This is a genomic window from Chryseobacterium sp. GQ58, from assembly GCF_059758895.1.
The window spans coordinates 499696-525662 of sequence record NZ_JCAXEH010000001.1; the positions used below are offsets into that span (position 1 = coordinate 499696).

Below are 25967 nucleotides of genomic sequence, written 5' to 3' on the forward strand. Positions count from 1 at the left end.
AAACATCCTTAAAATAACTTGAGAGCAGATTTTGTATATTTGTGTGAAATTTATTTTATGACAAATTCTAGAGCAAGAGAAACCACCGAGGCAATTGAAAGATTGTATATCTCTATGAGACACCTTTTTTACAGAGGTTTTTTCAAGCCGGCGGGAGTTTCTGGAGAAAGTATCAGAAGCTTGTTAAAGATCATCAATCCCGAAATTTATGGCACCATGAATGTTCCGAGCAAATTGGAGCTGGATGGTTTGATGTATGTTTTAGACAGGCTTCCGGAAGGAATTGAAGAATGTGCTTTTATTCATCTTACATCTGATGAAGGTTTTGATAAAGGAAGTTTCGAACCCATTGTTCCGAAAAAGAGAAGAAGAAACTGCTACAGAATAGACGAGCACCAAATGAATATTGAAGTTCTTTTGGGACGTTCCGAGATTTATGATATTCTTACGCATTTAACATTCTTATTTATAGAAGCAGATAAAATCCGCAATCTGGCTTTTGTTCAGGAAGAAAACTGGAAGCCGACACGAGCTTTTAAGATCATCGAAGAAGTGGTAAAAGGTGAAAAGAAATTCAGCAGAAGAGAAAAAGAAGTTGCTTTGATTCATCTTTCTTCTTTAATAGGAAGGACTTTTGATGAAACCTTGAACGCTTACAATACTTTTGGAGACGATGACAATCCGGATCGGCTATTCAAAATCATTTATAATCTAGGAAAAGTAAGCCTCGAAGACGCTAAGCAGAGTCGTGAAAGAGAAATACATTTCAGTGCGATCCTCAAAGAAAGAGTAGGGCATCATTATTTCGGAGAAAAATGGGCCAATAAAGTTAAAGAAGTTTTATTTGAAAACGATCTTCACATGCGTCCGCTGCATATTATTTCGGCAAACATGCATTCGGTGAAAAATATGCTTTACGCCAATGATGCCTTAAAGAAAAAGCAAACCAAAGAAGTAGATTATAAGCTTTACCAGGACATTTCAAACAAAAAAGACCTTCGCGATAAAGTATTGAAATATGCTTTGGAACAAGGCTTAATTTATATTGATGATAAAAGCGGAAGCAATATTGATGTTCAGATCATCGATTTGAGCAAAATAGATCTTAAAAACACACCATTCAGCGGAGCAAAGTTTTCGGGAGATGATGTAGTTTTGGTTTTTGACTATGCTTTTGGCGAGCAGGCTTTTGAAGTAATGGACGAATTGTTGCGTCCGTTTGAGCAGAAAGGCGAAGTATACATGATGAAAGTGAAATCTGTTTCCATTATGGGAAAAGCAGGAATTCTGTCTGGTGCGAAAGGCGATATTATGATCCCGACTTCTCACATTTTTGAAGGAACAGCAGATAATTATCCTTTTGAAAACGCTTTAAAGCTTGAAGATTTTGAAGATGATGAATTGCAGGCTTTTGAAGGTACAATGATTACCGTTTTAGGAACTTCACTTCAAAACAGAGATATTTTATCCTATTTTATGAATACTTCATGGAAGGCAATTGGTCTTGAAATGGAAGGCGCGCATTATCAAAAAGCAATTCAGGTGGCATCGAAAATCAGGCATCATATTGCACCGGATCTTTTCGTTTGTTACGCTTATTACGCTTCAGATAATCCTTTGGAGACGGGAAGTACGCTTTCTTCAGGTGGTTTAGGACTTACGGGAGTGAAGCCAACTTATTTGATCACATTGAAGATTTTGGAAAAGATTTTTGATAGTGCTGCAAAGGTTGCTGAAAAGAAGTAATTGAACTAATTTATAAAGAATAGCCTCAAGTGTTTTGCATTTGAGGTTTTTTTATTTAAACAATTCACTAAAAATATTATATTTAAATTATTAAAACTAAAGAGATGAGTTCAACTTCACAATTAGCAAAAAGATTCCGCGAGGTTTTACTTGATGGCTTGTGGATCGCCAATACCAATTTTAAAGATCAGCTTTCAAACGTCACTTGGCAACAGGCAACAACGAAAGTTGCGGATTTAAATACAATTGCCATGCTCACTTTTCACATTGATTATTATATCGCAGGGATTCTCAATGTTTTTGAAGGCGGTAATCTGGAAATTAAAGACAAATACAGTTTTGATCTTCCTCCGATTGAATCTCAAAAACAGTGGGAAACATTATTGAATAAGCTTTGGAATGATTCTGAAAAGTTCGCAGCCTTACTGGAGCAAATGCCTGATTCTAAAATGAATGAAGTTTTTGTTGACGAAAAATACGGAACTTATTTAAGAAATATCGACGGGACGATTGAGCATTGCTATTATCATTTAGGACAAATTACTTTGATTAAAAAGCTATTGAATTAAAAAACAAATTAGCATATATTTATTTGTGATTAAGATATTTACGGCTAAAATCTGCGATAACATACAACCTCATCAAAACTCAACATTTTACCTTTTTTCAAAAATTACATACCTTTAGAAAAAATAAATTTTAAATGAAAAAAACGATTGCAATCCTGTTTGCGTTTATCTTTTCACAATTTCAGGCGCAGCAGAATGCTTATTATCAGCAATCTGCAAAGTATAAAATGGATATTGACGTCAATGCAGAAAAATTTACTTATCAGGGAAATCAAACATTACATTATACCAACAATTCACCGGACGAATTGAATGTCGTGTATTTTCATCTTTACTGGAATGCTTTTAAGCCAAATTCTATGATGGATCAGCGGGTTGCCGGACAAGGGAAGAATGGTGATTCCAGATTGCAGAAAGACGGTGTTTCGAGATTGGCATCGATTCCGAAAGATCAGGAAGGCGCACAGAATATACATTGGATCAAACAAAACGGTAAAGAATTGAAATTTGAAATTCAGGAAACCGTAATGAAGGTTTATTTAAATGAATCCATCAAGCCCAATTCAAACACAATATTCACGATGGAATGGGACGCTGTTATTCCGCAACAAATAAGAAGAAGCGGAAGAAACAACCGTGAAGGCGTGGAGATGACTATGACGCAATGGTATCCTAAAATTGCAGAATACGATTATGACGGATGGGCAACTTTCGATTATGTTGGAAGAGAATTTCATGCGCCGTTTGCAGATTTTGAAGTCACTATTAAAATTAATAAAGATTATGTAATCGGAGCCGGAGGTATTCTTGAAAACCCTACAGAAGTAAAAGGTTACGATGCCAATGCCAAAATAAAAGCAGATAAAAACAAAGCAACCTGGAAATGGACTGCTAAAAACATATTAGATTTTGCTTGGGCAGCAGACAGAGATTATTCGGTGGAAAGCTTTGATGTTCCGCAAGGTCCGAAAGTACATTTGGTTTATCAGAAAAATGAAAAGACTAAAGTTTGGAGTGAAGCAAAACCTTATGTGACAAAATTTTTCCAGATCATGAATTCAAGATTCGGAAAGTATGCATATCCAAGCTACGCTTTCATTCAGGGCGGAGACGGCGGCATGGAATACGGAATGTGTACGATGATTTTAGGTGAAGCTAAAAACCTTGAAGATTTAATGGGATTGATGGTACATGAAGGTGGCCACTCATGGTATCAGCAAATGCTGGCGACCAACGAGCCGCTGAGACCGTGGATGGATGAAGGCTTTACAAGTTATGCCGAAAGCATCGTGATGCATCAGTTGTTTCCGCCAAAAGACGAGCGACCAAATCCTTTTGTTGATAAAATAAACGCTTACCGAAGTATTGTACAAAGAGGAATTGAAGAGCCTGCAGTTTGGCTTGGCGACCATCACGACAATGGGACGGCGTATAGCTTTGCAAGTTATGTAAAAGGCGAATTATATTTGGTTCAATTGGGATACATCGTTGGAGAGCAGAATTTAGAAAAGATCATGACAGAATATTTCAAAGAGTGGAGCTTGAAACATCCTACCGACAGAGATTTCCTTCACATCGCACAGAAAGTTTCGGGGATGGATCTGAAGTGGTTTCATCACTATTGGATCAACACCACAAAAACAATTGATTATGGAATTAAAGATGTAAAATACGGCGCAAAATCTACAACGATAACTTTGCTAAACAACGGCCAGGTTCCGATGCCTATTGATTTTTCTGTGATGACGACCGATAAAAAAATCTTCACTTATTACATCCCGATGAATATGACGCACACCTGGAAACAGAAAGACGGCTACGGTGACTTTACGACAGAAAAATACTGGCCTTGGACGCAAAAAGAATATACATTGACAGTTCCTTACACAAAATCTCAATTGTCATTATTAGGAATAGATTTCAGTCAGAGAATGGCGGATATAAATCCTGAGAATAACTTTGTTGAAGTGAAATAGTTTTAGCTAAATGAATAAAAATAATCCCCAAAGAGTTTTTCTTTGGGGATTTTGTTTGTTTTAATGAAATGTAAACTGTATTTAATTAAAAACAACGCTGTTTGTAATCACCTGAGTTTGTATTTTGTTTCCCACAACTTGCGTGAGACTTCCGGAGTTCTCCAGTAGTCACAAACACCTCTTTTTAAACTACCAGAGATGTCGGGAAGAGACAAACAACGTGATAAGAATCTTCTGGCCATCAACAAAAATTTTCAAAATCATCCTTTTGTTGCATTAGAAAGGCAACCGCAAACTCTTTTCACGAAAGATTCTACACAGATTTATCTTTTTATGGAAAAGAAAAAAACCAACACTTTTGACGGTGTGATTGGTTTTGGAAACGATAAAACAGAAAAATTTACTTTAAACGGAACGCTGAATGTCAATTTTAAAAATATGTTTAATGGTTTTGAAGCCGTAAATCTTTATTGGCAAAGAAATCCTGATAAAGGACAAACTTTTGATTTGCAGACTGATATTCCTTAGTTTGCGACTTCCGGAGAAGTTGTGTAGGTTGCAAACAGAAGTTTTTTGAGGGAAGGAGTTTTTTTAATCTTCAATTATTTTAATTTACAAATATTAAAAGGCTCTTTTTTGTGAAAATTCTTAATTTTACATCCGAAAATCTATTTAATGAACTCTATCGTAATCAATGTTGGAAACAGCAATATCAGATTTGGCCTTTTTGATGATGACAATTGTGATATTTCTTGGGTCATCAATACAAAACCGTACAGAACCGCAGACGAGTTGCATGGTCAGATGTTGATTTTGTATCAAACCTATAAAATCGATCCTAAAAAGATTGAAAAAATTATCATTGGTTCTGTCGTTCCTCAGCTGACGAGGGAAATCAATTCAGCAATAAGAAAAATTCATGGTATTATTCCTGTAATGGTTGACCGCAATACACCGTCGGAGGTCATTGCAAAGTCTAAGCAAATGGGAACAGATATTTACGCCAATCTCGTTGCAGCCCATAATATGTATCCTGACAGAAAAAAAATTGTTTTAGATTTCGGAACGGCGCTTACTGCGAGCTGCGTTGCAGAAAGCGGTGAAACTTTAGGAGTCATTATCGCACCGGGAATTATAACATCATTAAATTCTTTGATCAGTCAGACCGCCCAACTTCCAGAAATTGAACTGGTGAAGCCAAAAACTGTTTTAGGACTTGATACCATTAGCTGTATGCAAAGCGGAATGGTGTACGGTTTTCTTGGAATGGTAGAAGGTTTTATCGACCGCATCAATGATGAGGTGAATGACGACTGCTTTGTCATCGCAACCGGCGGAGTTTCTCATGTATACAAGCCTTTAACAGAAAAAATACATATTGCAGACAGACTACATACTTTAAAAGGATTGTATTTTCTGGGGAAAGATATTTAAGGTTTATAATATTAAAATTCAGTCCCACCTTTGTTTGACCTCTATCTTTTTGATTTAAAAAACTCTTTTACGATCGAGGAGCATTCATTTTCCATGACTCCGGTTATGATTTCTGTTTTTGGGTGAAGCGAAAGATTTTTATTGATAAATCCGCGTTGCTCGTCTCTTGATCCAATGACAACTTTTGAAATCTGCGACCAAGAAAGCGCTCCCGAACACATCACACAAGGTTCTAAAGTCACATACAAAGTGCAGTTGAGTAAATATTTTCCACCTAAGAAATTGGCTGCGGAAGTGATTGCTTGCATTTCGGCGTGTGCTGTTACATCGTTCAGTGTTTCAGTAAGGTTATGAGATTTTGCAATCACCCGGTTGTTGGAAACGACCACGCATCCAACAGGAACCTCATCTTTTTCCAATGCGGTTTGTGCCTCCTGAAGGGCCATCTTCATAAAATATTCGTCGGTAAACATAAAATAAAAGCTTAGTACAAAACTAAGCTTTTCATTAATATTTTTTTAAAAAATTAGAAACGATATCCGATACCGCCCATGATTTTCCCTGTCACTTCTTCAAAATAATGCTTGTCTCTGTCCCCGAACCTTCTTGCAATACCACCGCTTGCTTCGATAACCAGATTGTTTCTCAATATCCACTTGCCGCCAACTCCAAAGCCGATACCGACAGTTGTAAAATTACCTTTGTCGACAGAAGATGTGTAGTAATAACCGTTGATATCATCATAAGTGTAACTATAAATATCGTTTTCTTCGCTAGTCACCGGAATAAAACCCTCAAGGAAAAAGCCTGACGCATATTTTTTACCGAAATACATCCTGTAAAATGCGGAAAATTGTGAAAATCTGTTGTCTGTGCGGTCGAGTGTAATCATTGCATTGACGCCGATGCCTTTGTTTTCGGAAATTAGTCTTTCGTAAGTCACGTTCGCCAACGGAACAGCGATCAACAAAACAGGATCTGCAAGAATGTCGTTCTTTCTCTGTTTTTCAGTTTCCTGTGCCTGCATGATTAATGTTCCCAAAATGAAGGAAAATAACAAGTAGAATTGTTTCATATAGTTTTTTGCCAAAAATAAACATTAAAACAAAACAGGAAAGAAAAATCTGATAGGTTAATCAATATTTAATGTTAAAGGAAGTCTGAAACGATATCGTACAGGATTTCCTTTAATTACCGCCGGTGAAAATTTCTTTGAAACAGAATATAAGGCAATCTCTGCCTGCCGATTGAAGGTGAAATTATCGCCTTCCGCTTTTACATTACTTATTGTTCCGTCTTTTTCTACCACAAAAGCAACGTTGGTTTTTACAGGATTGGTTTCAGAATATACTGCTTCCGTATAGAAAATTGTGGCCACTTCCTCTCGTAAAGCATTGATCCCACCAGGATAATCTGCGTTTTTTTCGGTGGTGGGAAAGATTTCGCTATTGTCTGCGGAAGGCTTTTTATTTGTTTGAAGATGAAGATTACTAAGATCCTCGGTATTTTTAACTTTAAGTAAAGCACCGACCAAAGCTGCATTTTCTATGCTGTCCATTTTTTTCATGAAAAAGAGAAAATCCTGTCTGATGGAAGCTTTGTTGAGATTATTTGTTTCTGCATCAAACTTTTTCTTAAACTCAGTACCCAACATGCTTCGATGCTGATTGTAGTAGTTTTTTACCAATTTAAACTCTTCCGTCTGTTGCGAAAAACAAAAGGAAGAAATGAAACAGAAAAGACATAGAAATGCTGATTTCAATCTTGATATATTTATGTAAAAGTAATCAAAAAAATGAAATTACAGATGCATTTATTCTTCCGAATAATTAGACAACGAAGCGGATAAATGAGTCCGGATCTCATGAACTAAAGATTTAGGTTCCAAAACTGTCACTTCTTTTCCGTATGACAGAATCTCCTGCATAAAGTCGTAAGTCGGATGAAGGAAAAACTCAAAAAAGATTTCTTTAGGAGTTTCCATAGTTTCTTTTTGAGATTGATGAAGCGGGAAGCTTTTAATATATTCGCCCTGATGTCTGCTACATTTCATAACAATTTTTTGAGGATTCTGTTCGGTTAAATTCATTACGCCAAAAGCGTTTTTAAAATGTTCCCTGAAGTTAAATTTATATTTTTCCCTGAATTTACCGGCAGAAACGTCCAAATAATTGATCCGGTCCAAACCAAAAGACTTTAAAGCCTTGTCTTTTGTATCAATGGCGATCAGGTACCATCGGCCTTTAGATTCTTTCAAAGCCAAAGGATGAACTTTTCGGGAAGTCATCAGCTTATTTTTGTAATTATAATGTTCAAAAGTCACCACTCTTTTATTACGGATGGCAAAGAAAAGATCATAAAAGTGTTCTACACCAGTCGGCTTTCTGCTTTCAAAGAAAATAAAATCTGAAAAATCCGGATGAAGATTTAAAGCGTTGCTTACCTGGAAAGATTCGAGAAGTTTTTGGTTGTACTCATCCACTTCCATTGTCGGACGGCTTTCGATATAATATCGGTTGTCGCCTTTCTTTTTGTTGTGAATGGAAAGATTAAAAAGATCCGAAATCTCACGAATATCTCTTTGTAAAGTACGAATAGAATAACTCTTGATTCCTGCATCCTGAAATTCAAAAGAATTAAGAAGATAGTCCTCCAACTGCGAATACGTAGCCGGAGAACTTTCTAATTTCTTAATGATTAAGGCATATCTTGTAAGGTAAAAATCTTTTTTCATTCGGATATATTTATGTTTGCAGCTTCCACTGCATTTTAATTTGGTCGAATGGAACGCAAGCGTTTCATTGATAATTTTCTAAAACAAATATATGCGCTTAATGCGACAAAAGATGTCGTGTTTTATTATTGTGGATAAGTTTAGTATAAAAAAGATTGGGTTGTCATTTTATCCTGATACTGTCGCTGTATCACCGCTGTACCTTTTCTATATCGAAAACGTATTTACTCTTCTATTTTCGAAATTTTTATGAGCGTCATGTTGACAGTAGTTATCATAACTAACTTAAGGATTGTAAGATTCTCTTTAGGATGGGTTTTTAATTTCGTCTGTGGAAATTAAGGAATGAAATATTCTATATCATTTGCATAAGTATAATCTCCAAAATCTTGATTTTCTTTTGTAGAAAGCTCTCCTTTAAACCTTAGAAGTTTTATTGTTTTATCTTTTGTTTTTAAGTAAACAACGGTATGCTGCTTATTGTTTTCTAATTCTATGATAAAATTACTGTAAGTGTGTTTTTTATCAGGAATATATGTTTTGTTGAATAGGTTTTTCAACGTTTTTGGCATTACAATATTAGTGTCATAATACTGTCCTGTCGTTTTGTCTTGCCATGATACTGAAAGGCGAACCGGAATTTTATCTTTTCTGCCGTTATTCGAAATATTATTAATATTATCTGGTTGTTTTTCAGTGTAAAACGAAGAATACCAGCCATCTGCAGAAACTACATAACTTCTGTCTAGTTTAGCATCACTATTTTTTGATATAAATTTAATGTCATAGTTATACTCTTTTTCGTTATTTTCCCAAGCTTCGTAGGGAATTCCGTGATGTTGCCAATAATCTATATATTTTTTCCAATAATCAGATTTTTTTTCTCTAAACCCAATACCAATGGTATTGTCTTCTTTTCCTTTTAACTGACTTTTTGTTACTTCTATTTGTTCATTAATGGTTGTAAACCATACTCTTATCCAACCGCCAGGAGCCATGCCTACCACTAAATGAGCAAAATTATTATTATCAATTTTATATTCACGAAATAAATTAAGTATCTTTTCTTGTGGAAGAGAAACTTTACCTTGGTATTTTAAATTATTTACGGCGCTATAATATTCAATATATATATCTTTAGGAATTTCTTTATATTTCGCACCCGACACTACTCCTCCATATTCGTTTCCCCATCCATTATCAAAATTGGTAAGGCTTCCATGTCCTGCATTGCCAAAATTAATTTTGACACCTCCAATAGGATAATATTTGGCGCCGAAATTCCCGGTTGCCACGGGTATTTTGTTTTCTGACAAGAAGATAGGAATAAACTAAGGAAGATCATTGGCAGCCAGTTCAGGGCTGTATGATTGCCTTTTATAGGGTGGGGTTTTATATTCTTTTTCATCAGTGAAATGAGGAACGTTTGCATAGGCGAAATTATAGTGATCTAATATATCTGCTAAAGGATAGTCGAAATTCGCAGATAAATGTATAAATTTACCCATAAGATAGCTGTTCATTTACAAGCCTTTAGTATTGTAAAATTTGTAATTTAAACTTATCATTGTATGTTTTTATAAAGCAGATTGGAAATAAAAAAACCACGCGGTTGAGTCGCGTGGTAGCGTAGGGGGAATGCTCAACACATATTTATTTTTCTAATCTCCAAATTGAATTAAAATTATCATTCTTATTATAAAAAACCTCTATATAAAATAATTTTGGTGTTGCATGTATTATTGCAGGATATTTATTGTTGATTAAAAAAACATCATCTGTTGTAGGCGTTTTATAGTTAAATTTATTTCTAAGTAAGTTTTCATACGAGCCCGTGGAACTGTAATTAATTTTCAAAGAATCAAGAATCTTCTTTACTTTATTAAGTTTTGTAACTTGCACATTTTCTTTTAAAAAATTATCAATAATATATAGTCTCGATATTAATGAATCATTTCGAAATTGATAGTAAATAAACTCATTTTTAAGCTCTTGGTCAAAATATTTTAATACTTCTGAATTTTTTGATGAATAACTTCTTAACCTTCCTAAAGGATAATCCTTTCTGTCTTTCAAAATATAATCAGGTTTAATATTAGAGAAAAAAATAGTTTTATCCTTGTTTGTATCTACACCAATTTTATCATATTCATATAGTCCTAACTGCCTAACTTGATTAATTGATTTGAGATCGGAATCAATAATAGGGTGTAATTCTTTTTCGCAGGAATTTAAAAAAACAATTACGAGTAAAAGCAAGAATTTTTTCATTTTATGTGAGGTTTTTTTCTGTAATATCATTTTGTAATATAGTTAAAATTTCTTCCATTATAAAATCGTTCTCATATGTTATTGTTTTTCCTTTCTGTACTTGTTTGTAGCCTCCAATTGTTGTTCCGTATGGATCTACAAATGGTTCGAGGGCATATGAAGTTAGATATATTAAGGAAAGGGGAAAAGGGCCTCTCATATCAAAAAGTTTATCTACTAATTTAACCTTTGAATCTAAATCACTTGCATAAGCTATAAACTCTAATACTTTTTGTAAAGGCTTTATAAACTTTATAGGAACTTCAAAAGGAATAGCAGCAATTGAAATCCAATCTAATATATTTTCAAACTCTTCTTTTTTGTCCCCCACGGCAGAATAAATACAATTAGTATCGCCTATTCTATTATTAATAGAAGCATTTTTTAATACATTATAAGCAATATCATTGTCAGAAATATCAAACTCGGCACCTCCTGCAAATTTATATTTTTTTTCAATAAATATTTCTTCGTGTAATTTTTTACCTTTTGATAAGTATGGATGCACTGTTTTTTGAATATCAGTTAACAATTTTATCTCATAGGCATAAGCACCTGAATTAGGAACTTTCTGAGCTTGAGTTTTAAAATTTAAATGTATTTGTTTTCCAAAAATAACTTCGCCAAGTTTATTTATGTAAAAAACATTAATATAAATAAAATGGGTCTTTAATGTTCCTTGTACATGTGTTTCATAACATTCATGATGTTCAATCCAACATATAGCATTGAGACAATAATTTAATCCATCTTCTAAAATAAAGTTTCCTGTAAAGCCAAAATTCATGTAATATCTGTCTCTGAGTTTAAAACTTTCGAAAGGATATTCTAGATTTATATTTTACATTATTAATAAGTAAATCTTTAGGTGAAACATTTGTTTTATTTATTTTTTTTCTAAATTCCTTTTCATTATTTAGTGTTTCAAAATTTTTTATTATATTTTTATTTTGCAAATTAATTACTTGTCCTAAATATAATATATCTTCTTTTAATCCATTAATTTTTTTTAACTCATTAGGAGATATTTTATATTTTTGAGAAATTGATAATAAGTTTTCTTTAAAATTCACTACATGAAAGAGAGAGTTTTCAAGTTCAATATTTGTATCAATATCACTTTTTTCTAATGCTTTTGTTTTTGTAATTCCTAATCTTTTTATTGCACTCATTTTTGTAATTTTTTAATATTAAAAATAGAAATGGCGGCAATGACCGCCATTTCAGAATAATTAATTCTATCCAAGTGTTGTTTTATCATCACCAGTTCCTTCTAATCTGATATCATCTTTCGTAAAAGAAGTCGCAGTTTCCAATTCTTTTGGATTTTCACAGTTTTGCGGTTCATCTTCAGGGAAAATAGGAAGCGGCTGTTGTACTTCCAATCCTACAGATTGAGCTTGTAAAATGGTTAATACGGTGAAGTTTTAAAAGAAAAAGCCACACGATAGAATCGTGCGGCAGCGGGAGATTTTGTATTACTGAAAATAATCCGCAAAAACATTTTGCTTTTGCGGATTGGTTATTAGTTCATAATCCAGATTTTGAATAATGAATTTTATATTTCAAATAATGAAGACAGAAAATAGATGTAAATAATTATCAAAAAGAAAGCTATTAATGAAAAAACTAACATATATGATATATAATTATTAACATATTTAATTTTTTTTATTGCAGTATGTATGCCAAAAAAGAAAATTATAGTAATAGGAAAAATTAAAGAGCCTAAAATAATATCTTTTAATGAATATCCATGATTGTTATATATATTAAAAATTAAATTTATGAATAAACCTATAATTACAAATATGAATAACTTTCTTCTTTGATTGACTTTATTGAAAAATAAAAAATAAAATAAATTTGCAATTACAAAAATGAGTGATAAATATAATAATATTTCCATAGTCTTATTTTTATCAAATATATTAAAAAGATAATCAAAGTTTTGTATTTAAAGCTTTTAATATTCTATTTCTTTGCATTGCAACACGACTACCTTCTCCAGGTAAAACATTAGCTTGCGGATTACTTTGTAATTTTTTGTAAAATCTATTAAAATACTTAGGACCCTGTTTATAAAAAGTTATTAAAACTGCTTCTTTTGTGCAATCAGAATAATTATTAATATACTTGCTAAATAATGATTGAGCAATCTTAATTGTTAACGAGGCGAAGTGTACGCATCCAATATTTGTATTCAAATATTCTACTAAATCCTCGTATCCCCAGTTGATATTGTCAAATTCTGTGGGCATTAAATCATATATTTTTTTTGCATTATCTAGTTTTATGTTTCCAATACCTAAATCATTCATAGTAGGATTTCTTAGTTTTGTTATTGTTTCACTATCAGAAATCATATTTTTCGTTAGTTTTATATATATTTCAGGATATAAATCTACCACACCATCTTGAAACCAGTCTAATATATTTCTCCCTGGTTTGATTACTGCATTGTACTCATCTGCAATTGCTCCCGCTACAGCAATTTTTGGAACATTATGTTTTAAAGCAAAATAGTTTATTATATCTGATATTTCAGAAATTTTTTCAAAAACTTTACTTTTGTATGGAAAATTATCCTCTTCTAAATATTCATTTGCCCCAGTACAAGAGTCTGGTTTAAATCTAATTTCTAGAGGTGTTTTTTCTTCAAACTCATAAGTGTCATCTAAATATGTTACTTTACAATAGAATTTTAGCCCTTTATTCTCTCTAATGTCCTTAATATCTAAATAATCTATTAGGTCTTCTGTCATTAAAAAATCCTTCTCCATTGCTCTATTTGTAATTCTAATTTCTTCAGATAATAATTCTTCATCAAAAAAATTATCACGTACTCTCATTAGAGTAATTATCACCCATCCATTTAATCTTACTTCGTTACTTAATAAAAATCTGAATTTTGCTTTATTTCCGAAGGTTACATTTTTAGATACCCAATTTCCATTTAAGACATATTTTTTATCTTTGGTACTTTTTAATGTATTCATATTCTCCACTGTATTTTTTAATCCTAATGCTTTTATTGGTTTCATTTTATAAATTTTTAATATTAAAAATAGAAATGGCGGCAATGACCGCCATTTCAGAATAATTAATTCTATCCAAGCGTTGTTTTATCATCACCTGTTCCTTGCATTCTTATATCATCTTTAGTAAAAGAAGTTGCAGTTTCCAATTCTTTTGGATTTTCACAGTTTTGCGGTTCATCTTCAGGGAAAATAGGAAGAGGCTGTTCTACTTCCAATCCAACAGATTGAGCTTGTAAAATAGTTAATACGGTTGGGATTCTTGAAATCCAGTATTTACCTTGTGGCTTTCCGGTTGGTTGTCTCATCTCATCTACGATAGACATGTACATTGGATCTCCGATCACAGGTACTTCACCGCCATTCCAGATTCTTCCGGTTGACATGAAGAATTGTACAGCGTCTTCAAAGCCCGGCTTCACGGTAACAATTACTCTTGCCATACCGGACTGTAAGAAACTTCTGAACAAAGGATCTGCATTTTCTGATAAATACATTTTTTGCCATTCATCACGATGTGCCCAATAATATGGATAGAATGTGTAATCCATGATTTCCCATTCAAATGCCTGTTCCATAAATTTGGCTAAAGCAGTGTATTGCTCTAGTTTTTCACCCAAAATCACTTCGAAATTTTTCATTTGATCTCCGTTAGTAAACTTTTGGCCCAAAACATTTAAATAATCCTGTAATAAGTAAGTAATACAGTTGTGTTTAAGGATTACCCGCTCTATATCACGATAAAAGACTGATAGTTTTTCTTTATTTTCTGCTTCTTGTTGTTTTGCTTTTTCATCTGCTTCTTTTTGCTTAGCTAAAAAGTCTGTATAAGCAGATTCGTATGCTTTAATAATGGCATCGAAACTTTCCTGTTTCCAGGCTTCTAAAAATGACTGTGAAAGCTCGCAATTAAAATTAAATGCAAAGTTACCGCCGTTTAAATTCTCTCCTCTAAATGTATAATTATATTGTCCCGTAATATTCACTGCAAAAAATCCGGTATTTTTACTTCCACTAGTTGGCTCGTAACTACGAGTGCTTGTAGAATGGAATTCACCACCGTTAAAATTACTAAAGTGTAAAGATTGGGATTTGTTTCCAGTGATACCATGCCTATCCCTACTATGTTGAAACATAATGCTTGCAGATTTTGCAACATAGTTTGCGGGGATCGTAATTAGTATACTTCCATCATTTCCTCTAAAATCTTGTCGCCCAATATTAAGAGACTTTGTTAGTTCAGGAAGAGGGTTTAATGTTACCCCATAAATATTAGCCCAATATTCTAATAGATCTTTAGTAGCAGATTTAGGATCAGCCATTGTATTAGGTCTTGGAGCTTTTCTCGGATCTATAGGCTCTGTAAGGGTTTCTTTGCTAACAAAAGCAGCTAAACGATGAAGCTTTGCCGGCTCAGGAATCATAAACTCAAACATGGTACGTTTTCCATAGTTGTAGATTTGATTCTTCATTTTTTTATCAACCCATCTGTAAACTCCCGTAATGTGTTTTGGTTGAGCCGCGTCAGGATTGTTGGTGTCCGTCACTTTCCCTCGGTTGTCAAATTCATGTACATTGGTTTCAGTATATTCTTTAATGATTTTCTGAACACGCTCTTTGTTGATTTTCGTAAGAACTCTCTCCATTGCTCGCTCAGTAATTTCCTGAGATTTTGCTACAGCCTGTCTTGTGCTGTCATGTTGAGCCGTATTGTTGGCATAACCAGCTCCAATTTCGAAGAATGTTTTGCCTGCTCCATAACTGAATCTTGTATTTGCTGTAATACTTTGTTGTTTGTCGATTTCTTTCGCAACTTCAGTTTGCATTTCATTTCTGTCAGCTTTTGTAGTGTCAGAAATCTTTTCTGTTTCAATAGATTCCGAAGTTGTATCTGTGATTTCAGAATAATCCCTGGAAACAGATGACTTATGGCGTAATTCGCTTGCCATTACGTTTTCAATATTGGAAACTTCTCCCGGAACATACGCATGCACACTTTGCTCGACTTTTAAATAATCCGCAATTCCCAATCTTTTAACGCCAAAATGTTTAGGAATAAAAGTTCCCGGTTTTGGAGTGCTTCCGCCTCCGATTGGGTCTTTAGTTCTTTCAGTATATAAAACACCTGTGTAAGGAGTTTCTAGTTGTACCCCTGAAAATTCCAGATTGGCTTCTTCGCCATTACTGAAGAATATTTGTATTCTTAAAAGCCTAATATCTTTTTGATATTTATTGACCAAAATAGCAGGGAAAGTCACTTTGTTATTAGCTACGCTGATGTTGGAATAGTTTTCCGTAAACTCACCAACCGATGTAATGGCATAAACTTTGGCAGTAGCTGTTCCCCAAGCGTTACTTTCTGCCTGGTAATAAAACGTTGCATAACTTGCGGTTCCATTTGATTGATTAGCTCTTAAATAATATGTTCTTGAAATATTATTTAATGAATTGTTTGGGCTATTACTTACCGGAACCAGAACTCCGCCCAAATTGGCATACACTTTCTCATTAAGGATTGTCTTTTCGAATAAAGATTGAGTCTGAACGCTAAGTCTTTCAGCTAATTCTTCAAAAACCTCAGTGTAAGTGTCATATTCCTGATCGATATTAACGATGTTTTCGCCTAATTGTAAACTTCGGTCAGAAATAACATCAATAACTGAAAAAGCTAACTCTCTTTCACCAGCATCCGTAAAAATACTTACAAATAGCTTTAAAGAATCTAAAGAAAGCTTTGCTTTAAAGTCGCCAAAATTAAGTTCATCTTTATAATTGAAAATAAATTCAGGAACATTTAATTCACCTAATTCTTCATACATCGCACGGATTTCTTCTTCTGTTGCTCCTGCATCAATGCTTGCTTCAATTTCCTCCGATCTTCTGTTGTATTCGTCAATTTGTGGTTGATATGCTTCTACATATTCTTTATAAGCAGCCTCGTAAGCCTTATTTTTAATCTTATAATATGACTTTTGTATTTTTTCTAATTCTGCCTTAAGTGTTTCTAAGCTTTGCTTTCCTAAACCGAGACCCGAAAGTTCCGAAATTTTTTCACCTTCTGCTTTTAGCTGTTCCTGAATGCCAATTGGAAGTTGTACATTAATAGGATCTTCGGATCCGACGGCTGATTGTCCAACGGTGAATGATTTGTTTGTAGTTGGCGAATTGGTATAATCCTTTCCGTCTCCGAAGAATCTTAATGGTAAAACCACTTTAGCTTCCAAAGATTTTGCCTTTAAATCTTCACCATTGATTTTCTTAAGCTCTTCGGTAGGCTGCAATTGGCACGCATATCCGTAATGAATAGCTTTTAGAATGTGTATGATAGCTTCTTTCACATAAAAATCACTCTGTCTTACAGTCTGGAACATGAGATTATCCCACAAAGCTTTATATTGATCCTGAGTCATGTTGTCATGCAATATCACTGCATAATCTCTATCCGCATCTGAAAGAACTTCTCTTTTAGCGATCTTTCTTCCCAGTTTTAGCGCTTCAGCTAAAGCACCAGACTCAATTTGAGTTTCGTTTTCAAAACCTGTCGCAATGAAAGATTCTGAAGAGCTTTCCATTGCCTGAAATTTTGCAATTGCAGAATCATTCTCGGGAACATTATTGTCAAAAAAGCTTGGCAAGTCCTTTGGTCTGTGAATAAACCCTAAATTGTCAGCCTTAGTTTCTGTTAATTGTGGGTTTCTTAAGCTTACAAACCTGAAAAGCGTTTGTGAAGCGTTGTTTTTATTGTTTGTTGTCATTTTAATTGTATTATTTTATTTAATGTGTTTAAGGTTTAGTTATAAAGTCTAATAAACCCGAATCTCAATTGTTCCGCATTGGCCGCCAATGTCGATTAAATCACCGCCTGAATTTGCAAGCCTTAAAAGAAGTGTGTTGTTATCAAGATATGTGCAAGAAGACATTTCTGTGAATTCGTTCATTCCGGTGGTAATCAAGGTTTGGTTACGGGAAAATGCTGCGGATAAAACTCCTTGATACCGTCCTGTATCTATTTTGGTCCATACAATATCTCCAATGGTATTTTCCAAAACTCTAAACTGGGATTCCAAAGTTGTTTGATTGAATTCAAGCAGTGCAGAATAAACCTTATAAGGCCTTTTAATAGAATTCTTGAAATTTTCAAGTGAAGTTTTGCCAAAATTTCCGGATGTATTGTTGAAAGATATTAAATGATCATATGTGGAATCAGCAGATGAATCAGCAACATAAGCAGGATTCACATTAAATGTTCCTCCTATACTCAAATATCTCGAAGCAAAATTTCCTGATATCAATGGTAATGTTTGATCATGTCTTGTAGAAGACATTTGAGAATGAATAACAAGTCTATTGCTTTCTCCACTTCCTAAAGGTGCATTGGCCCCAATTACTAGGTTGTTATCACCCCATGTACCCATAGCATGAGAGGTGTAAGCAGCATTATAACCTATAAAGGTATTGTGTCCCCAAGCTCCTGAAGTTGTGGTTTTTCCATGATTTCTTCCGGAACCACTACCCACAAAAGTATTATTATTTCCGTTAGTTAAATTTTGTCCAGAATAGGTTCCCAAATAACAGTTGCTCGAACCACCCACATTTAAAAATCCTGAATAAGAACCCAATCCTGTATTTGAATTGCCGGTTGTTGTATTATAGAAAGAAGAATATCCTATTGCTGAATTTGCACCTCCTGTTGTAAGTTTACCTAAGGAATAAAGACCTAATCCTGAATTATTAAAACCGGTGGTTAACTTTTCTAGAGATTGAGAGCCTACTCCCACATTTTCATATCCAGTTGTTAAAGAAGATAATACTCCCCAACCTATTCCTGTATTGTATTTACCTGTTGATGCTGCAGATTTTCCACTATTAAAATAATATGAAAATGTTGGCAAGTCATACCATAACTTTGCATTATCGTGGAATTTTAATTCCGTATTTGCAATATTGCCTCTAGTCATAACATCTGATAATGTGTAGCTTTCGTGCGTATCAGGCAATTGCGAAGCCGGAACTTTTCCACCCACCAAATCTGCTTTTGTGGATAAATCTACTGCGCTTACGGGAAGTTTTTCATCTTTGTGCCAATAAGAATCCTGCCATTCCCAAAACTCTTCTTGCTTTGGTATATCTCCGTTTTCGAAGAAATTTTTTAACTCTTCTTTTGATTTCATTTGCGTAATATTTAAATTTTTAAAATTATTTTTTGAAGTCTCTTTTTATTAGAATTCCTTCAGATTTTCAGCCTTATTTTTTAGGGTGGTTTCCGGCAAAGGATATCCTCCAAAACTTTTAATTTTTCATTGTTTAATGTTTTATTGTTTATTTTTAAACACAGTTCTTGCTGTCCAGCATTTTGTGAATGATGGAGTTCAAAGGCTTTTTATAAATTTTAAATGATTGTTTTGTGTTTTTAACTATACTTTAAAAGTAATGCTGGAAAGCGACAGAACTTGACGTGTTTAAAACTTTATTGATATATTTCTTCTTCTAAAATGTCATTTTCAAAATCTTCCCGGAAGAAGCTTTCAATCTCATTCAGGTAGTTTTCATAATCTATTTCTTCGTTTTCAATATCGCTCCATTCGATAGAATATTGCTCTGTATCGAAGATCTGGTCGGCGTTGTGATTTGGTGTTTCCATATCTTGTGTTTTAATTATTGGTTAAAATTTGAACATATTTCCAGCTGCTCAACATTTCTCAATGCTGAATTTCAAAAGTCTTTTTTAAAATTTTTAATTGATTTTTGTGTTTTTGTTATACTTCAAATGTAGAAGCGGAAGACGTCAAAACGTGACGTGTTTAAATCTTTTTTAAAATATAATTTAATTAGCTTATATTGGCTATTTATAAGCATAAAAGCTTATATTTTATTTTTAATTAATTTCTGAACAATCTGATTTAAAACTTCCTTATTGTCATCAATGTAACTCAGTCCGGCTTGTATCAGGTTTTCTATATTTGATCTTCTTACATTATCCATTCCTGGTGAGGCGTTCTTCAACGAAGGGTTTAGTCTGTAATAATTTTTCTGATTTCTCTGCCCTAAAGTCTGGAACATCTGACACAATTGGTAATCAACAGTTTCAGCATTTGCAGACATCAAAATGTCAATAATAGGATTTACCCAACCTATTTTCCCTGCCTTTTCAAGCTTTTTAAAAGAATAAGGTCTGGATTCAATTCCCGTTCCTATAGAAACGATGATCATGTCGTTTACATTCGGATAATTAGCTTTTTGATGATTTTTTAGGATTTCTGCAAAAGGTGTTTTTCTGGCTTCAGCGTAAGCGCAAAGTGCGGGATTATTGGCATACATACCGCCGTCAATCAAACTGAAAACTTGCCCGTACATCGATTTGATCTGAACCGGGCTAAAATAAGTAGGCGCGGCTGAGGTAGCTCTGCAAATGTCTTTTACATAAAAATTATCAATACTCAGACTCGCCTTATACGAGTTGAAAAGTTTGGCTCTTCGGTTTTCAATATCATAGCTGGTTATTAAACAAGGTTTTATTAATTCTTTAAGTTCAAGCTGCCCAAAAAAGTCGTTCAGGTTTTTTTCAAGTGCTTCCCGGGAAATTCTTTCATTAAGCAATCCAAACGGATTAATCAATTTCTCCCAAAAAGATACCTGGAATATGTCGCCACCTTTTTCAGCATATAATTCTAATCCTTTCTGAATAGAATATTTTGCTTTCCGGTGTTCATCGGGACATAGAATAATGGAAGCGATCAATGCGCCTGTGCTGCTTCCTGCTACAAGATCAAAATAATCCCCAAGCTTAGCTGTCGGTTTATCATAATATTGTAGTTGCTCTTCTATGTAGCGTAAAATAATGCAAGTAATAATACCTCTTATTCCGCCCCCGTCCAAAGAAAGAATGGTTGTCTTTTTCATTGCTTTTCGGTGTTATCTTGTAAAGCAAATGTAGGGCGGGGAAGCGACAGAAGTTGACGTGTTTGGATTTTAATAAGAAAGAAATTATACAATAATATACCCACTTTTATCCCTTTCCATCTTGGCAAGGGTTCTCCAGCTGGTTTTTACAATTTCTTTTTTTCCAGGAATACTTTTCTTTTCAAAATGCGGAAGATCTTTGAAAGTTTTCCAGTTTCCACCCCAGTTCCAGCCGTGTTTTGCAAAGATTTTTACGCATTCGTACCAGTCTGCAACTTGGTCATTATCCCAATCTTTTGCGGTGTCCCAACTCGCTATTTTCCCATCTATAATTAAACAAATATCTACCGCAAGGCCATAATTGTGAATGCTTTGTCCGGCTTTAGCGTTGGTTACTTTTTTCCCGGCTGTTATTCTTCCGATCGCATACAGTTTTTCCTGTTCTTCAAAACTTCTCAGCCCTTGCGTAATTCTTACTTTGGCTCTTCCGCTGAGAGCTTCATCACATTCTTTAATGATCTGCTTCACTTCGTCTCTTACCAAAGGATGCAGTTTTTCGATTCTTTGTAAAGTCACTTTATCCATAACCATAATTTTTGTTGTTAAAAAGCAAATGTAGACACAGGATACGACAAAACTTGGCGTGTTTTAATTTTAATATACACTTGATAATCAAATATTTAAATATTATGTTAAAGTTTAAATGAAACACAATATTTATATTTTAAAGTTATAATTTTGTATGTCAATATTCATTCCATGTATGCTTTAGTAGATTGCAATAATTTTTTTGTTTCTTGTGAAAGAACTTTGGATCCTTCACTTGAAAACAAACCCGTTGTGGTGCTTTCCAACAACGATGGCTGCGTTGTATCCCGAAGCAAAGAAGCCCAGGATTTAGGCATTCCGATGGCAGCGCCGGCATTCAAATACAAAGAGCTTTTTAAACAACATGATGTGAAGAGTTTTTCTGCAAAGTTTGAGCTTTATAATGCTAAAAGTCAGCAGGTTATTAATGTTGCTAAATCTTTTGTAACGAAATCTGATTATGAAGTTTACAGTATTGACGAGCTTTTTCTGGATTTAAAAGGTTTTAAATATGTCAACATTCACGATTACTGCTTAGAAATTCGAAATGAAATTCAGAAAGAAACGAAAATCCCTGTAAGCATAGGAATTGCAGCAACAAAAACTTTATGTAAAGTTGCCAACAGGATTGTAAAAAAATATCCCGAAAAGTTTAATGGAGTTTACATTTTAGATACTCCGGAAAAAATCGAAAAAGCATTAAAATGGCTTGAAATAGGCGACGTTTGGGGAATAGGCCGAAGATTACGTATGAAAATGAATGACGCCGGAGTTTATAAGGCTTGGGATTTGCTTCAAAAACCTGAAATGTGGGTTCGCAAAATCATGGGAATTCATGGCGTCAGAATGATTAATGAATTAAAAGGAATACGTCAGCTCGAGCTCGATTCACCGTCTCCGAAAAAATCTATCGCTGTGACCAGAAGTTTTATGGAAATGCTTGCTAAAAAAGAAGACGTGCGCGAGCGTGTTGAGACTTTCGGGATGTATTGTTCGGAAAGATTGCGAAAGCAGAATACCTGTTGCAAAATGGTAACAGTATTCGTTCAGACCAACCGTTTTCGAAAAGATTTACCGGAATATTGCAATGCCGCCACACGAGTTTTGCCAAATCCTACCAATTCTTCAATAATTATAGGAAGAGTGGTGCATGAGCTTTTCGAAACTATTTTTAAAGAAGGATTTCATTATAAAAAAGCGGGCGTTATCGTGAATGATTTTGTTCCTGAAAACGAAAGGTTAATTAATTTGTTTGAAGAAGATGCCCAAAATCAGCATTTGCCGGTCATGAAAGCGATGGATGCGATGAATAAAAAGTACGGGAAAGATAAAGTACGCCTCGGAAGCATGAGCGGAAAAAATACTTTCGGCCGCACGCAAATGTCTCCGGAATATGAAGCTTTTTTGAAAAATAATACGCTCACTGAAGCAAATTTTAGGTTCCACTAAATTTTTCGGTTAAAAGTTTAACTCAAAACTTATAACTCATAGCTCATAATTCATAACTTTAAATCACTTTTTCTCATATTTCCAGTTTCTTCCTTTTCCTTCGGAGATCCATTCCAGCGCTTGTTCTATTCTTTTATTTCTGGTGGTTTCTGTTTTGGCGTCGGTGATCCAATTGACATATTCTTTTCTGAATGAAGGAGACGCTTTTTCGAAAATTTCCAGTGTTTTTTTATTTTCGCTTAACGCTTTTTGGAAATAATCCGGAATTGCAGTTTCTGTTTTCGTTGGTGCAGCTCTTTTCATCGTAACACCCATGTCGGTAAGCTCAATCGCTTCCAGAATTATTTTTTTCAGTTGAGGTTTTGATGGCAGATCCTCCATTTTTGTGATCTTTCCCAGACTAAACATATTGGTTTTTTCTGCATCAGTTTCCAGGTTTTTGATCGTCTGCATATCATCGTGAAGCCAGAAACCCATGCTGCAATATTGCTTAAAGGCAACCATCGAACAGAGGATTTTACCTTTGTACATGAAAGTCGGAAATTTCCATTTATGGCTTCTTCCGCTTCGGAGCAACATTCGTGCACCGTTTCGCGGATGTGGTTTAGAATTGGTTTTGCAAAATCAGCCGATTTCTCAATATATTCATCAACTTTCGGATTGTACTTTTCCATATTTATTGAAAGAATTTTACGGTTTCGTTTACAATAAATTTTACCTGATCGGGTCTTCCGCGGTCGGTTTTTGGTAGGTTATTATAACTTCCGGTTCTCACGATTACCATTTCATATTCCGGAATCATAATTATATATTGCCCTTGAAGTCCTAAAAAATAATAATGTTTAATAGGATTGTCATTATTGATCCAAAAGCCCATGCCGTAGATTTCTTCAGATTTTTGGGTTGCGGTTTTCATTTGTTCAATAAAAGCTGAATTTAAAACCTGCTTTTCATTCACTTTTCCGCCGTCTAAAAACAATTGTCCCAATTTTGCAAAATCTCTTGAGTTGGAGTGGATGCAGCAATACGTTTTTTCCATTCCGTTTTCATCGACGCTCCATTCTGCATTTTGTTCCATTCCTAAAGGAATCCAAAATTTCTCTGATAAATAGCTTGATAAAGATTGATTTAATACTTTTCTTAACGCAAAACCTAATAATTGTGTTGATCCGCTTTGGTATTCGAATCTTTTTCCGGGCTGCTCTTTAAATCTCCTGGAAAAGGTAGCTTTCATCAGGCTTCGTCCGTAATATGCTTTAGCATTAGGCAAAAACGGATTTTTATAATTTTCGTCCCAATCCAGTCCGGATTCCATTTGAGCGAGCTGCTTCAGCGTAAGATCTTTCCCGAAAGGTTTGATTTTAAATTCTTCAAAAAGATCAGAAAATTTTGTGTCAATACTTTTTATTTTTTTTTCTTCCAAAGCTTTTCCTAAAAGCATTACCGTAACCGCCTTTGCCATTGAAAAAGAATTGGTTTTTGAAAGCGCAGTATAGCCGTTCCAATATTGCTCATGCAATAATTTTCCGTTTTTTATGACCAAAAAAGAGGCGGTATTTGAATTTTGAAGATCACCGGATATTTCTGTTGGCAATTCTTTTTTATTAAATTCAGGATCTTTTTCCCATGCTTTCGGTGAGGTTGTATGAATGATATTGCTTAGAAAAAACTTGCCATCGTCGATATTGGCGCTCATTTTTCCCCGCAAATAGGTTTTAGAAATTCCGCTGAATAAATACGCATATCCGAAAAGATAAAATAAAGCCGCCGCAGCAACAATAAAAGCAATGAAATATAATAGAATTGTCATACAAAAATGATCTTAAACAAATTTAGAATAATTTTGAAAAGAAAATTATAAATGTACTGTCAAATGAATTATTTTTGTTTTTATTGATGAAAATATGATTAGAATTTATATCATTTTATTATTGGCTTTGTTTTCTACAAATAATTTTGCGCAGGTTTACAAGTCTGTTGACACAGCAGATTATCTGAAAAGGAAAGAATTTTTAAAGAAATTTTCAGCGAGTAATGAGTTTTTAATTAAAGATCTTAAAGCTAAATATTCAGGTAAGACGGGCAACGAATTATCTAAAATTTATAAGGAATTCGGCAAAGATTTTGAAAAGCAGGTTGAGAACAAAGATTTTATTTTCACTTCAATATTTGACGAAAAGGCAAATAGCCTGATCGAAAGCTTACGGAAAAACAATTCGCAAATACCGAAAAACCTCAAAATACTGGTTGCGAGAGACAATACTCCCAATGCTTTTTGCCTTGCAGACGGAACTTTCGTAATCAATATGGGACTTTTTAACTGGCTGGATAATGATGATCAAATCGCGGCTATTATTTCGCATGAGTTGGGACACAATATAGAACAGCATTCTCTGAAAACTTTTCTTGATATCATTCAGCAAAATCAACTGGATAAAATTACGGTACAAAATATAAAATCTTCTGCGGAAAACAAAAATAAGAAAGCATTCGATATTCTTAAAAACAGAGTTTATAAAAAAGGCGCTGAAAGAAGGAATAATGAAATGCAGGCCGATTCTTTAGGATATATAATTTTTAAAAATTCTGATTTTAAAAAAGCTGAATATGTCAACGCATTGCAAAAGCTGAAAGATTTTGACACAATCTCGCCCAGAAAACTGAAGATGGAAACATATAAAAAATATTTTGATCTTCCGAAACAGGCTTTTAAGGAAAAATGGATGAAGAAGGAAGACTTTTCGCTGTACAATTACAATCATTATAAAGAAAAGCTGAACAAAGATTCTTTGTCTTCTCATCCGGAAATGGCTCTTCGGATAGAAAAGCTGAAGAACACGTTTCCTGAATTAAAAACAGATCTGCAGCCTCAAAAACCTACAGAAAATTTTCGTTTAATAGAAAAAACAGCAAGAATGGAAATTCTTCCCAATTTTTATCATTCTGAAGATTACGGATTGGGTATTTATGCTTCATTGCAGTTTTTGCAGGATAATGAAGAAGAGCAGTATTATAGAAAATGGCTCGGAAAATGTTTTGCCAAAATATATGAAGCAAGGAAAAACTATAATTTAAACCGATATCTGGATCGGGTAGAGCCCAAAGATCAAAGTGAAAGTTACCAGCAATTTCTCAGTTTTATGTGGAATTTGAGCTTAGAAGAAATTAAAAATATTGCAGAATATTATAATACCAAAGAATCCTGATGCGAATCAGGATTCTT

Annotated in this window: 24 protein-coding genes; 7 read left to right on the forward strand and 17 right to left on the reverse strand. The window is 34.0% G+C overall.

The annotated features are described in order from the left end of the window. Nucleotides 1–57: 57 nt before the first annotated feature. From AC6CHK_RS02360 to AC6CHK_RS02380, 5 genes are all read left to right on the forward strand, one after another. Nucleotides 58–1746, forward strand: a complete 1689-nt coding sequence (locus tag AC6CHK_RS02360; RefSeq protein ID WP_498093186.1) for a DUF6909 family protein — start codon at nucleotides 58–60, stop codon at nucleotides 1744–1746. A 104-nt stretch (nucleotides 1747–1850) separates the two neighbouring features. Next, entirely contained in the window at nucleotides 1851–2315 is a 465-nt protein-coding gene (locus AC6CHK_RS02365) for a DinB family protein (RefSeq protein ID WP_498093188.1), read from the forward strand. Nucleotides 2316–2449: 134 nt separating this feature from the next. Beyond that, a complete protein-coding gene (locus AC6CHK_RS02370; RefSeq protein WP_498093190.1) occupies nucleotides 2450–4291 on the forward strand; it encodes a M1 family metallopeptidase in 1842 nt (613 codons plus the stop codon). 198 nt (nucleotides 4292–4489) lie between these two features. Beyond that, nucleotides 4490–4819 (forward strand): hypothetical protein, encoded by a 330-nt coding sequence (locus AC6CHK_RS02375; protein WP_498093192.1) that lies wholly within the window; start codon nucleotides 4490–4492, stop codon nucleotides 4817–4819. Nucleotides 4820–4966: 147 nt separating this feature from the next. Then, nucleotides 4967–5725: a type III pantothenate kinase gene (locus tag AC6CHK_RS02380; protein ID WP_498093194.1), complete on the forward strand. Its 759-nt coding sequence runs from the start codon at nucleotides 4967–4969 to the stop codon at nucleotides 5723–5725. Between the two features lie 41 nt (nucleotides 5726–5766). Here AC6CHK_RS02380 and AC6CHK_RS02385 read toward each other — a convergent pair whose 3' ends face one another. The 15 genes from AC6CHK_RS02385 to AC6CHK_RS02455 form a co-directional block, all read right to left on the reverse strand. Next, nucleotides 5767–6198 carry a nucleoside deaminase gene (locus AC6CHK_RS02385; RefSeq protein WP_498093196.1) on the reverse strand — a complete coding sequence of 144 codons (432 nt, stop codon included), beginning with the start codon at nucleotides 6196–6198 and terminating at the stop codon, nucleotides 5767–5769. A 53-nt stretch (nucleotides 6199–6251) separates the two neighbouring features. After that, nucleotides 6252–6800 (reverse strand): hypothetical protein, encoded by a 549-nt coding sequence (locus tag AC6CHK_RS02390; protein WP_498093198.1) that lies wholly within the window; start codon nucleotides 6798–6800, stop codon nucleotides 6252–6254. A 57-nt stretch (nucleotides 6801–6857) separates the two neighbouring features. After that, the gene (locus AC6CHK_RS02395) at nucleotides 6858–7487 is read right to left on the reverse strand and encodes an energy transducer TonB (RefSeq protein ID WP_498093200.1); all 630 of its coding nucleotides are present in this window, start codon (nucleotides 7485–7487) and stop codon (nucleotides 6858–6860) included. Between the two features lie 51 nt (nucleotides 7488–7538). Next, nucleotides 7539–8459 carry a helix-turn-helix transcriptional regulator gene (locus AC6CHK_RS02400; protein ID WP_498093202.1) on the reverse strand — a complete coding sequence of 307 codons (921 nt, stop codon included), beginning with the start codon at nucleotides 8457–8459 and terminating at the stop codon, nucleotides 7539–7541. A gap of 338 nt (nucleotides 8460–8797) precedes the next feature. Continuing rightward, nucleotides 8798–9754, reverse strand: a complete 957-nt coding sequence (locus AC6CHK_RS02405) for a DUF2931 family protein (protein WP_498093204.1) — start codon at nucleotides 9752–9754, stop codon at nucleotides 8798–8800. 358 nt (nucleotides 9755–10112) lie between these two features. Then, complete coding sequence (locus AC6CHK_RS02410; protein ID WP_498093206.1) at nucleotides 10113–10730, reverse strand: hypothetical protein; 618 nt, start codon at nucleotides 10728–10730, stop codon at nucleotides 10113–10115. Nucleotide 10731: 1 nt separating this feature from the next. Further along, complete coding sequence (locus AC6CHK_RS02415; protein ID WP_498093208.1) at nucleotides 10732–11556, reverse strand: hypothetical protein; 825 nt, start codon at nucleotides 11554–11556, stop codon at nucleotides 10732–10734. Nucleotides 11557–11575: 19 nt separating this feature from the next. After that, nucleotides 11576–11941 carry a LysM peptidoglycan-binding domain-containing protein gene (locus tag AC6CHK_RS02420; protein ID WP_498093210.1) on the reverse strand — a complete coding sequence of 122 codons (366 nt, stop codon included), beginning with the start codon at nucleotides 11939–11941 and terminating at the stop codon, nucleotides 11576–11578. Between the two features lie 66 nt (nucleotides 11942–12007). Then, nucleotides 12008–12154, reverse strand: a complete 147-nt coding sequence (locus AC6CHK_RS02425) for a hypothetical protein (protein ID WP_498093211.1) — start codon at nucleotides 12152–12154, stop codon at nucleotides 12008–12010. A gap of 558 nt (nucleotides 12155–12712) precedes the next feature. Beyond that, the gene (locus AC6CHK_RS02430) at nucleotides 12713–13813 is read right to left on the reverse strand and encodes a hypothetical protein (RefSeq protein WP_498093213.1); all 1101 of its coding nucleotides are present in this window, start codon (nucleotides 13811–13813) and stop codon (nucleotides 12713–12715) included. Nucleotides 13814–13878: 65 nt separating this feature from the next. Then, a complete protein-coding gene (locus tag AC6CHK_RS02435) occupies nucleotides 13879–17562 on the reverse strand; it encodes a hypothetical protein (protein ID WP_498093215.1) in 3684 nt (1227 codons plus the stop codon). Between the two features lie 48 nt (nucleotides 17563–17610). Next, nucleotides 17611–18978, reverse strand: a complete 1368-nt coding sequence (locus tag AC6CHK_RS02440) for a hypothetical protein (RefSeq protein WP_498093217.1) — start codon at nucleotides 18976–18978, stop codon at nucleotides 17611–17613. Nucleotides 18979–19274: 296 nt separating this feature from the next. After that, entirely contained in the window at nucleotides 19275–19448 is a 174-nt protein-coding gene (locus AC6CHK_RS02445; protein WP_498093219.1) for a hypothetical protein, read from the reverse strand. Between the two features lie 221 nt (nucleotides 19449–19669). Further along, entirely contained in the window at nucleotides 19670–20707 is a 1038-nt protein-coding gene (locus tag AC6CHK_RS02450) for a patatin-like phospholipase family protein (protein ID WP_498093221.1), read from the reverse strand. A gap of 84 nt (nucleotides 20708–20791) precedes the next feature. Next, a complete protein-coding gene (locus AC6CHK_RS02455; RefSeq protein ID WP_498093223.1) occupies nucleotides 20792–21292 on the reverse strand; it encodes a M15 family metallopeptidase in 501 nt (166 codons plus the stop codon). A 174-nt stretch (nucleotides 21293–21466) separates the two neighbouring features. Here AC6CHK_RS02455 and AC6CHK_RS02460 point away from each other — a divergent pair, with 174 nt between their 5' ends. Then, nucleotides 21467–22744 carry a Y-family DNA polymerase gene (locus tag AC6CHK_RS02460; RefSeq protein WP_498093225.1) on the forward strand — a complete coding sequence of 426 codons (1278 nt, stop codon included), beginning with the start codon at nucleotides 21467–21469 and terminating at the stop codon, nucleotides 22742–22744. Between the two features lie 63 nt (nucleotides 22745–22807). Here AC6CHK_RS02460 and AC6CHK_RS02465 read toward each other — a convergent pair whose 3' ends face one another. Continuing rightward, nucleotides 22808–23323, reverse strand: a complete 516-nt coding sequence (locus AC6CHK_RS02465; protein WP_498093227.1) for a YdeI/OmpD-associated family protein — start codon at nucleotides 23321–23323, stop codon at nucleotides 22808–22810. Between the two features lie 97 nt (nucleotides 23324–23420). Next, on the reverse strand, nucleotides 23421–24554 hold the full coding sequence (locus tag AC6CHK_RS02470; RefSeq protein WP_498093228.1) for a serine hydrolase domain-containing protein: 1134 nt from the start codon (nucleotides 24552–24554) through the stop codon (nucleotides 23421–23423). A gap of 94 nt (nucleotides 24555–24648) precedes the next feature. Between AC6CHK_RS02470 and AC6CHK_RS02475 the strand changes: the two genes are divergently transcribed. Further along, nucleotides 24649–25950 (forward strand): M48 family metallopeptidase, encoded by a 1302-nt coding sequence (locus AC6CHK_RS02475; protein WP_498093230.1) that lies wholly within the window; start codon nucleotides 24649–24651, stop codon nucleotides 25948–25950. Nucleotides 25951–25967 lie beyond the last annotated feature (17 nt).

Excerpts from the sequence above, each read along its gene's own strand:
- AC6CHK_RS02360 (WP_498093186.1), top strand. The coding sequence starts at position 58 with ATGACAAATTCTAGAGCAAGAGAAACCACCGAGGCAATTGAAAGATTG.
- AC6CHK_RS02365 (WP_498093188.1), top strand. The coding sequence starts at position 1,851 with ATGAGTTCAACTTCACAATTAGCAAAAAGATTCCGCGAGGTTTTACTT.
- AC6CHK_RS02370 (WP_498093190.1), top strand. The coding sequence starts at position 2,450 with ATGAAAAAAACGATTGCAATCCTGTTTGCGTTTATCTTTTCACAATTT.
- AC6CHK_RS02375 (WP_498093192.1), top strand. The coding sequence starts at position 4,490 with ATGTCGGGAAGAGACAAACAACGTGATAAGAATCTTCTGGCCATCAAC.
- AC6CHK_RS02380 (WP_498093194.1), top strand. The coding sequence starts at position 4,967 with ATGAACTCTATCGTAATCAATGTTGGAAACAGCAATATCAGATTTGGC.
- AC6CHK_RS02385 (WP_498093196.1), bottom strand. The coding sequence starts at position 6,198 with ATGTTTACCGACGAATATTTTATGAAGATGGCCCTTCAGGAGGCACAA.
- AC6CHK_RS02390 (WP_498093198.1), bottom strand. The coding sequence starts at position 6,800 with ATGAAACAATTCTACTTGTTATTTTCCTTCATTTTGGGAACATTAATC.
- AC6CHK_RS02400 (WP_498093202.1), bottom strand. The coding sequence starts at position 8,459 with ATGAAAAAAGATTTTTACCTTACAAGATATGCCTTAATCATTAAGAAA.
- AC6CHK_RS02410 (WP_498093206.1), bottom strand. The coding sequence starts at position 10,730 with ATGAAAAAATTCTTGCTTTTACTCGTAATTGTTTTTTTAAATTCCTGC.
- AC6CHK_RS02415 (WP_498093208.1), bottom strand. The coding sequence starts at position 11,556 with ATGAATTTTGGCTTTACAGGAAACTTTATTTTAGAAGATGGATTAAAT.
- AC6CHK_RS02420 (WP_498093210.1), bottom strand. The coding sequence starts at position 11,941 with ATGAGTGCAATAAAAAGATTAGGAATTACAAAAACAAAAGCATTAGAA.
- AC6CHK_RS02430 (WP_498093213.1), bottom strand. The coding sequence starts at position 13,813 with ATGAAACCAATAAAAGCATTAGGATTAAAAAATACAGTGGAGAATATG.
- AC6CHK_RS02435 (WP_498093215.1), bottom strand. The coding sequence starts at position 17,562 with ATGACAACAAACAATAAAAACAACGCTTCACAAACGCTTTTCAGGTTT.
- AC6CHK_RS02440 (WP_498093217.1), bottom strand. The coding sequence starts at position 18,978 with ATGAAATCAAAAGAAGAGTTAAAAAATTTCTTCGAAAACGGAGATATA.
- AC6CHK_RS02445 (WP_498093219.1), bottom strand. The coding sequence starts at position 19,448 with ATGGAAACACCAAATCACAACGCCGACCAGATCTTCGATACAGAGCAA.
- AC6CHK_RS02450 (WP_498093221.1), bottom strand. The coding sequence starts at position 20,707 with ATGAAAAAGACAACCATTCTTTCTTTGGACGGGGGCGGAATAAGAGGT.
- AC6CHK_RS02455 (WP_498093223.1), bottom strand. The coding sequence starts at position 21,292 with ATGGATAAAGTGACTTTACAAAGAATCGAAAAACTGCATCCTTTGGTA.
- AC6CHK_RS02460 (WP_498093225.1), top strand. The coding sequence starts at position 21,467 with ATGTATGCTTTAGTAGATTGCAATAATTTTTTTGTTTCTTGTGAAAGA.
- AC6CHK_RS02465 (WP_498093227.1), bottom strand. The coding sequence starts at position 23,323 with ATGTTGCTCCGAAGCGGAAGAAGCCATAAATGGAAATTTCCGACTTTC.
- AC6CHK_RS02470 (WP_498093228.1), bottom strand. The coding sequence starts at position 24,554 with ATGACAATTCTATTATATTTCATTGCTTTTATTGTTGCTGCGGCGGCT.
- AC6CHK_RS02475 (WP_498093230.1), top strand. The coding sequence starts at position 24,649 with ATGATTAGAATTTATATCATTTTATTATTGGCTTTGTTTTCTACAAAT.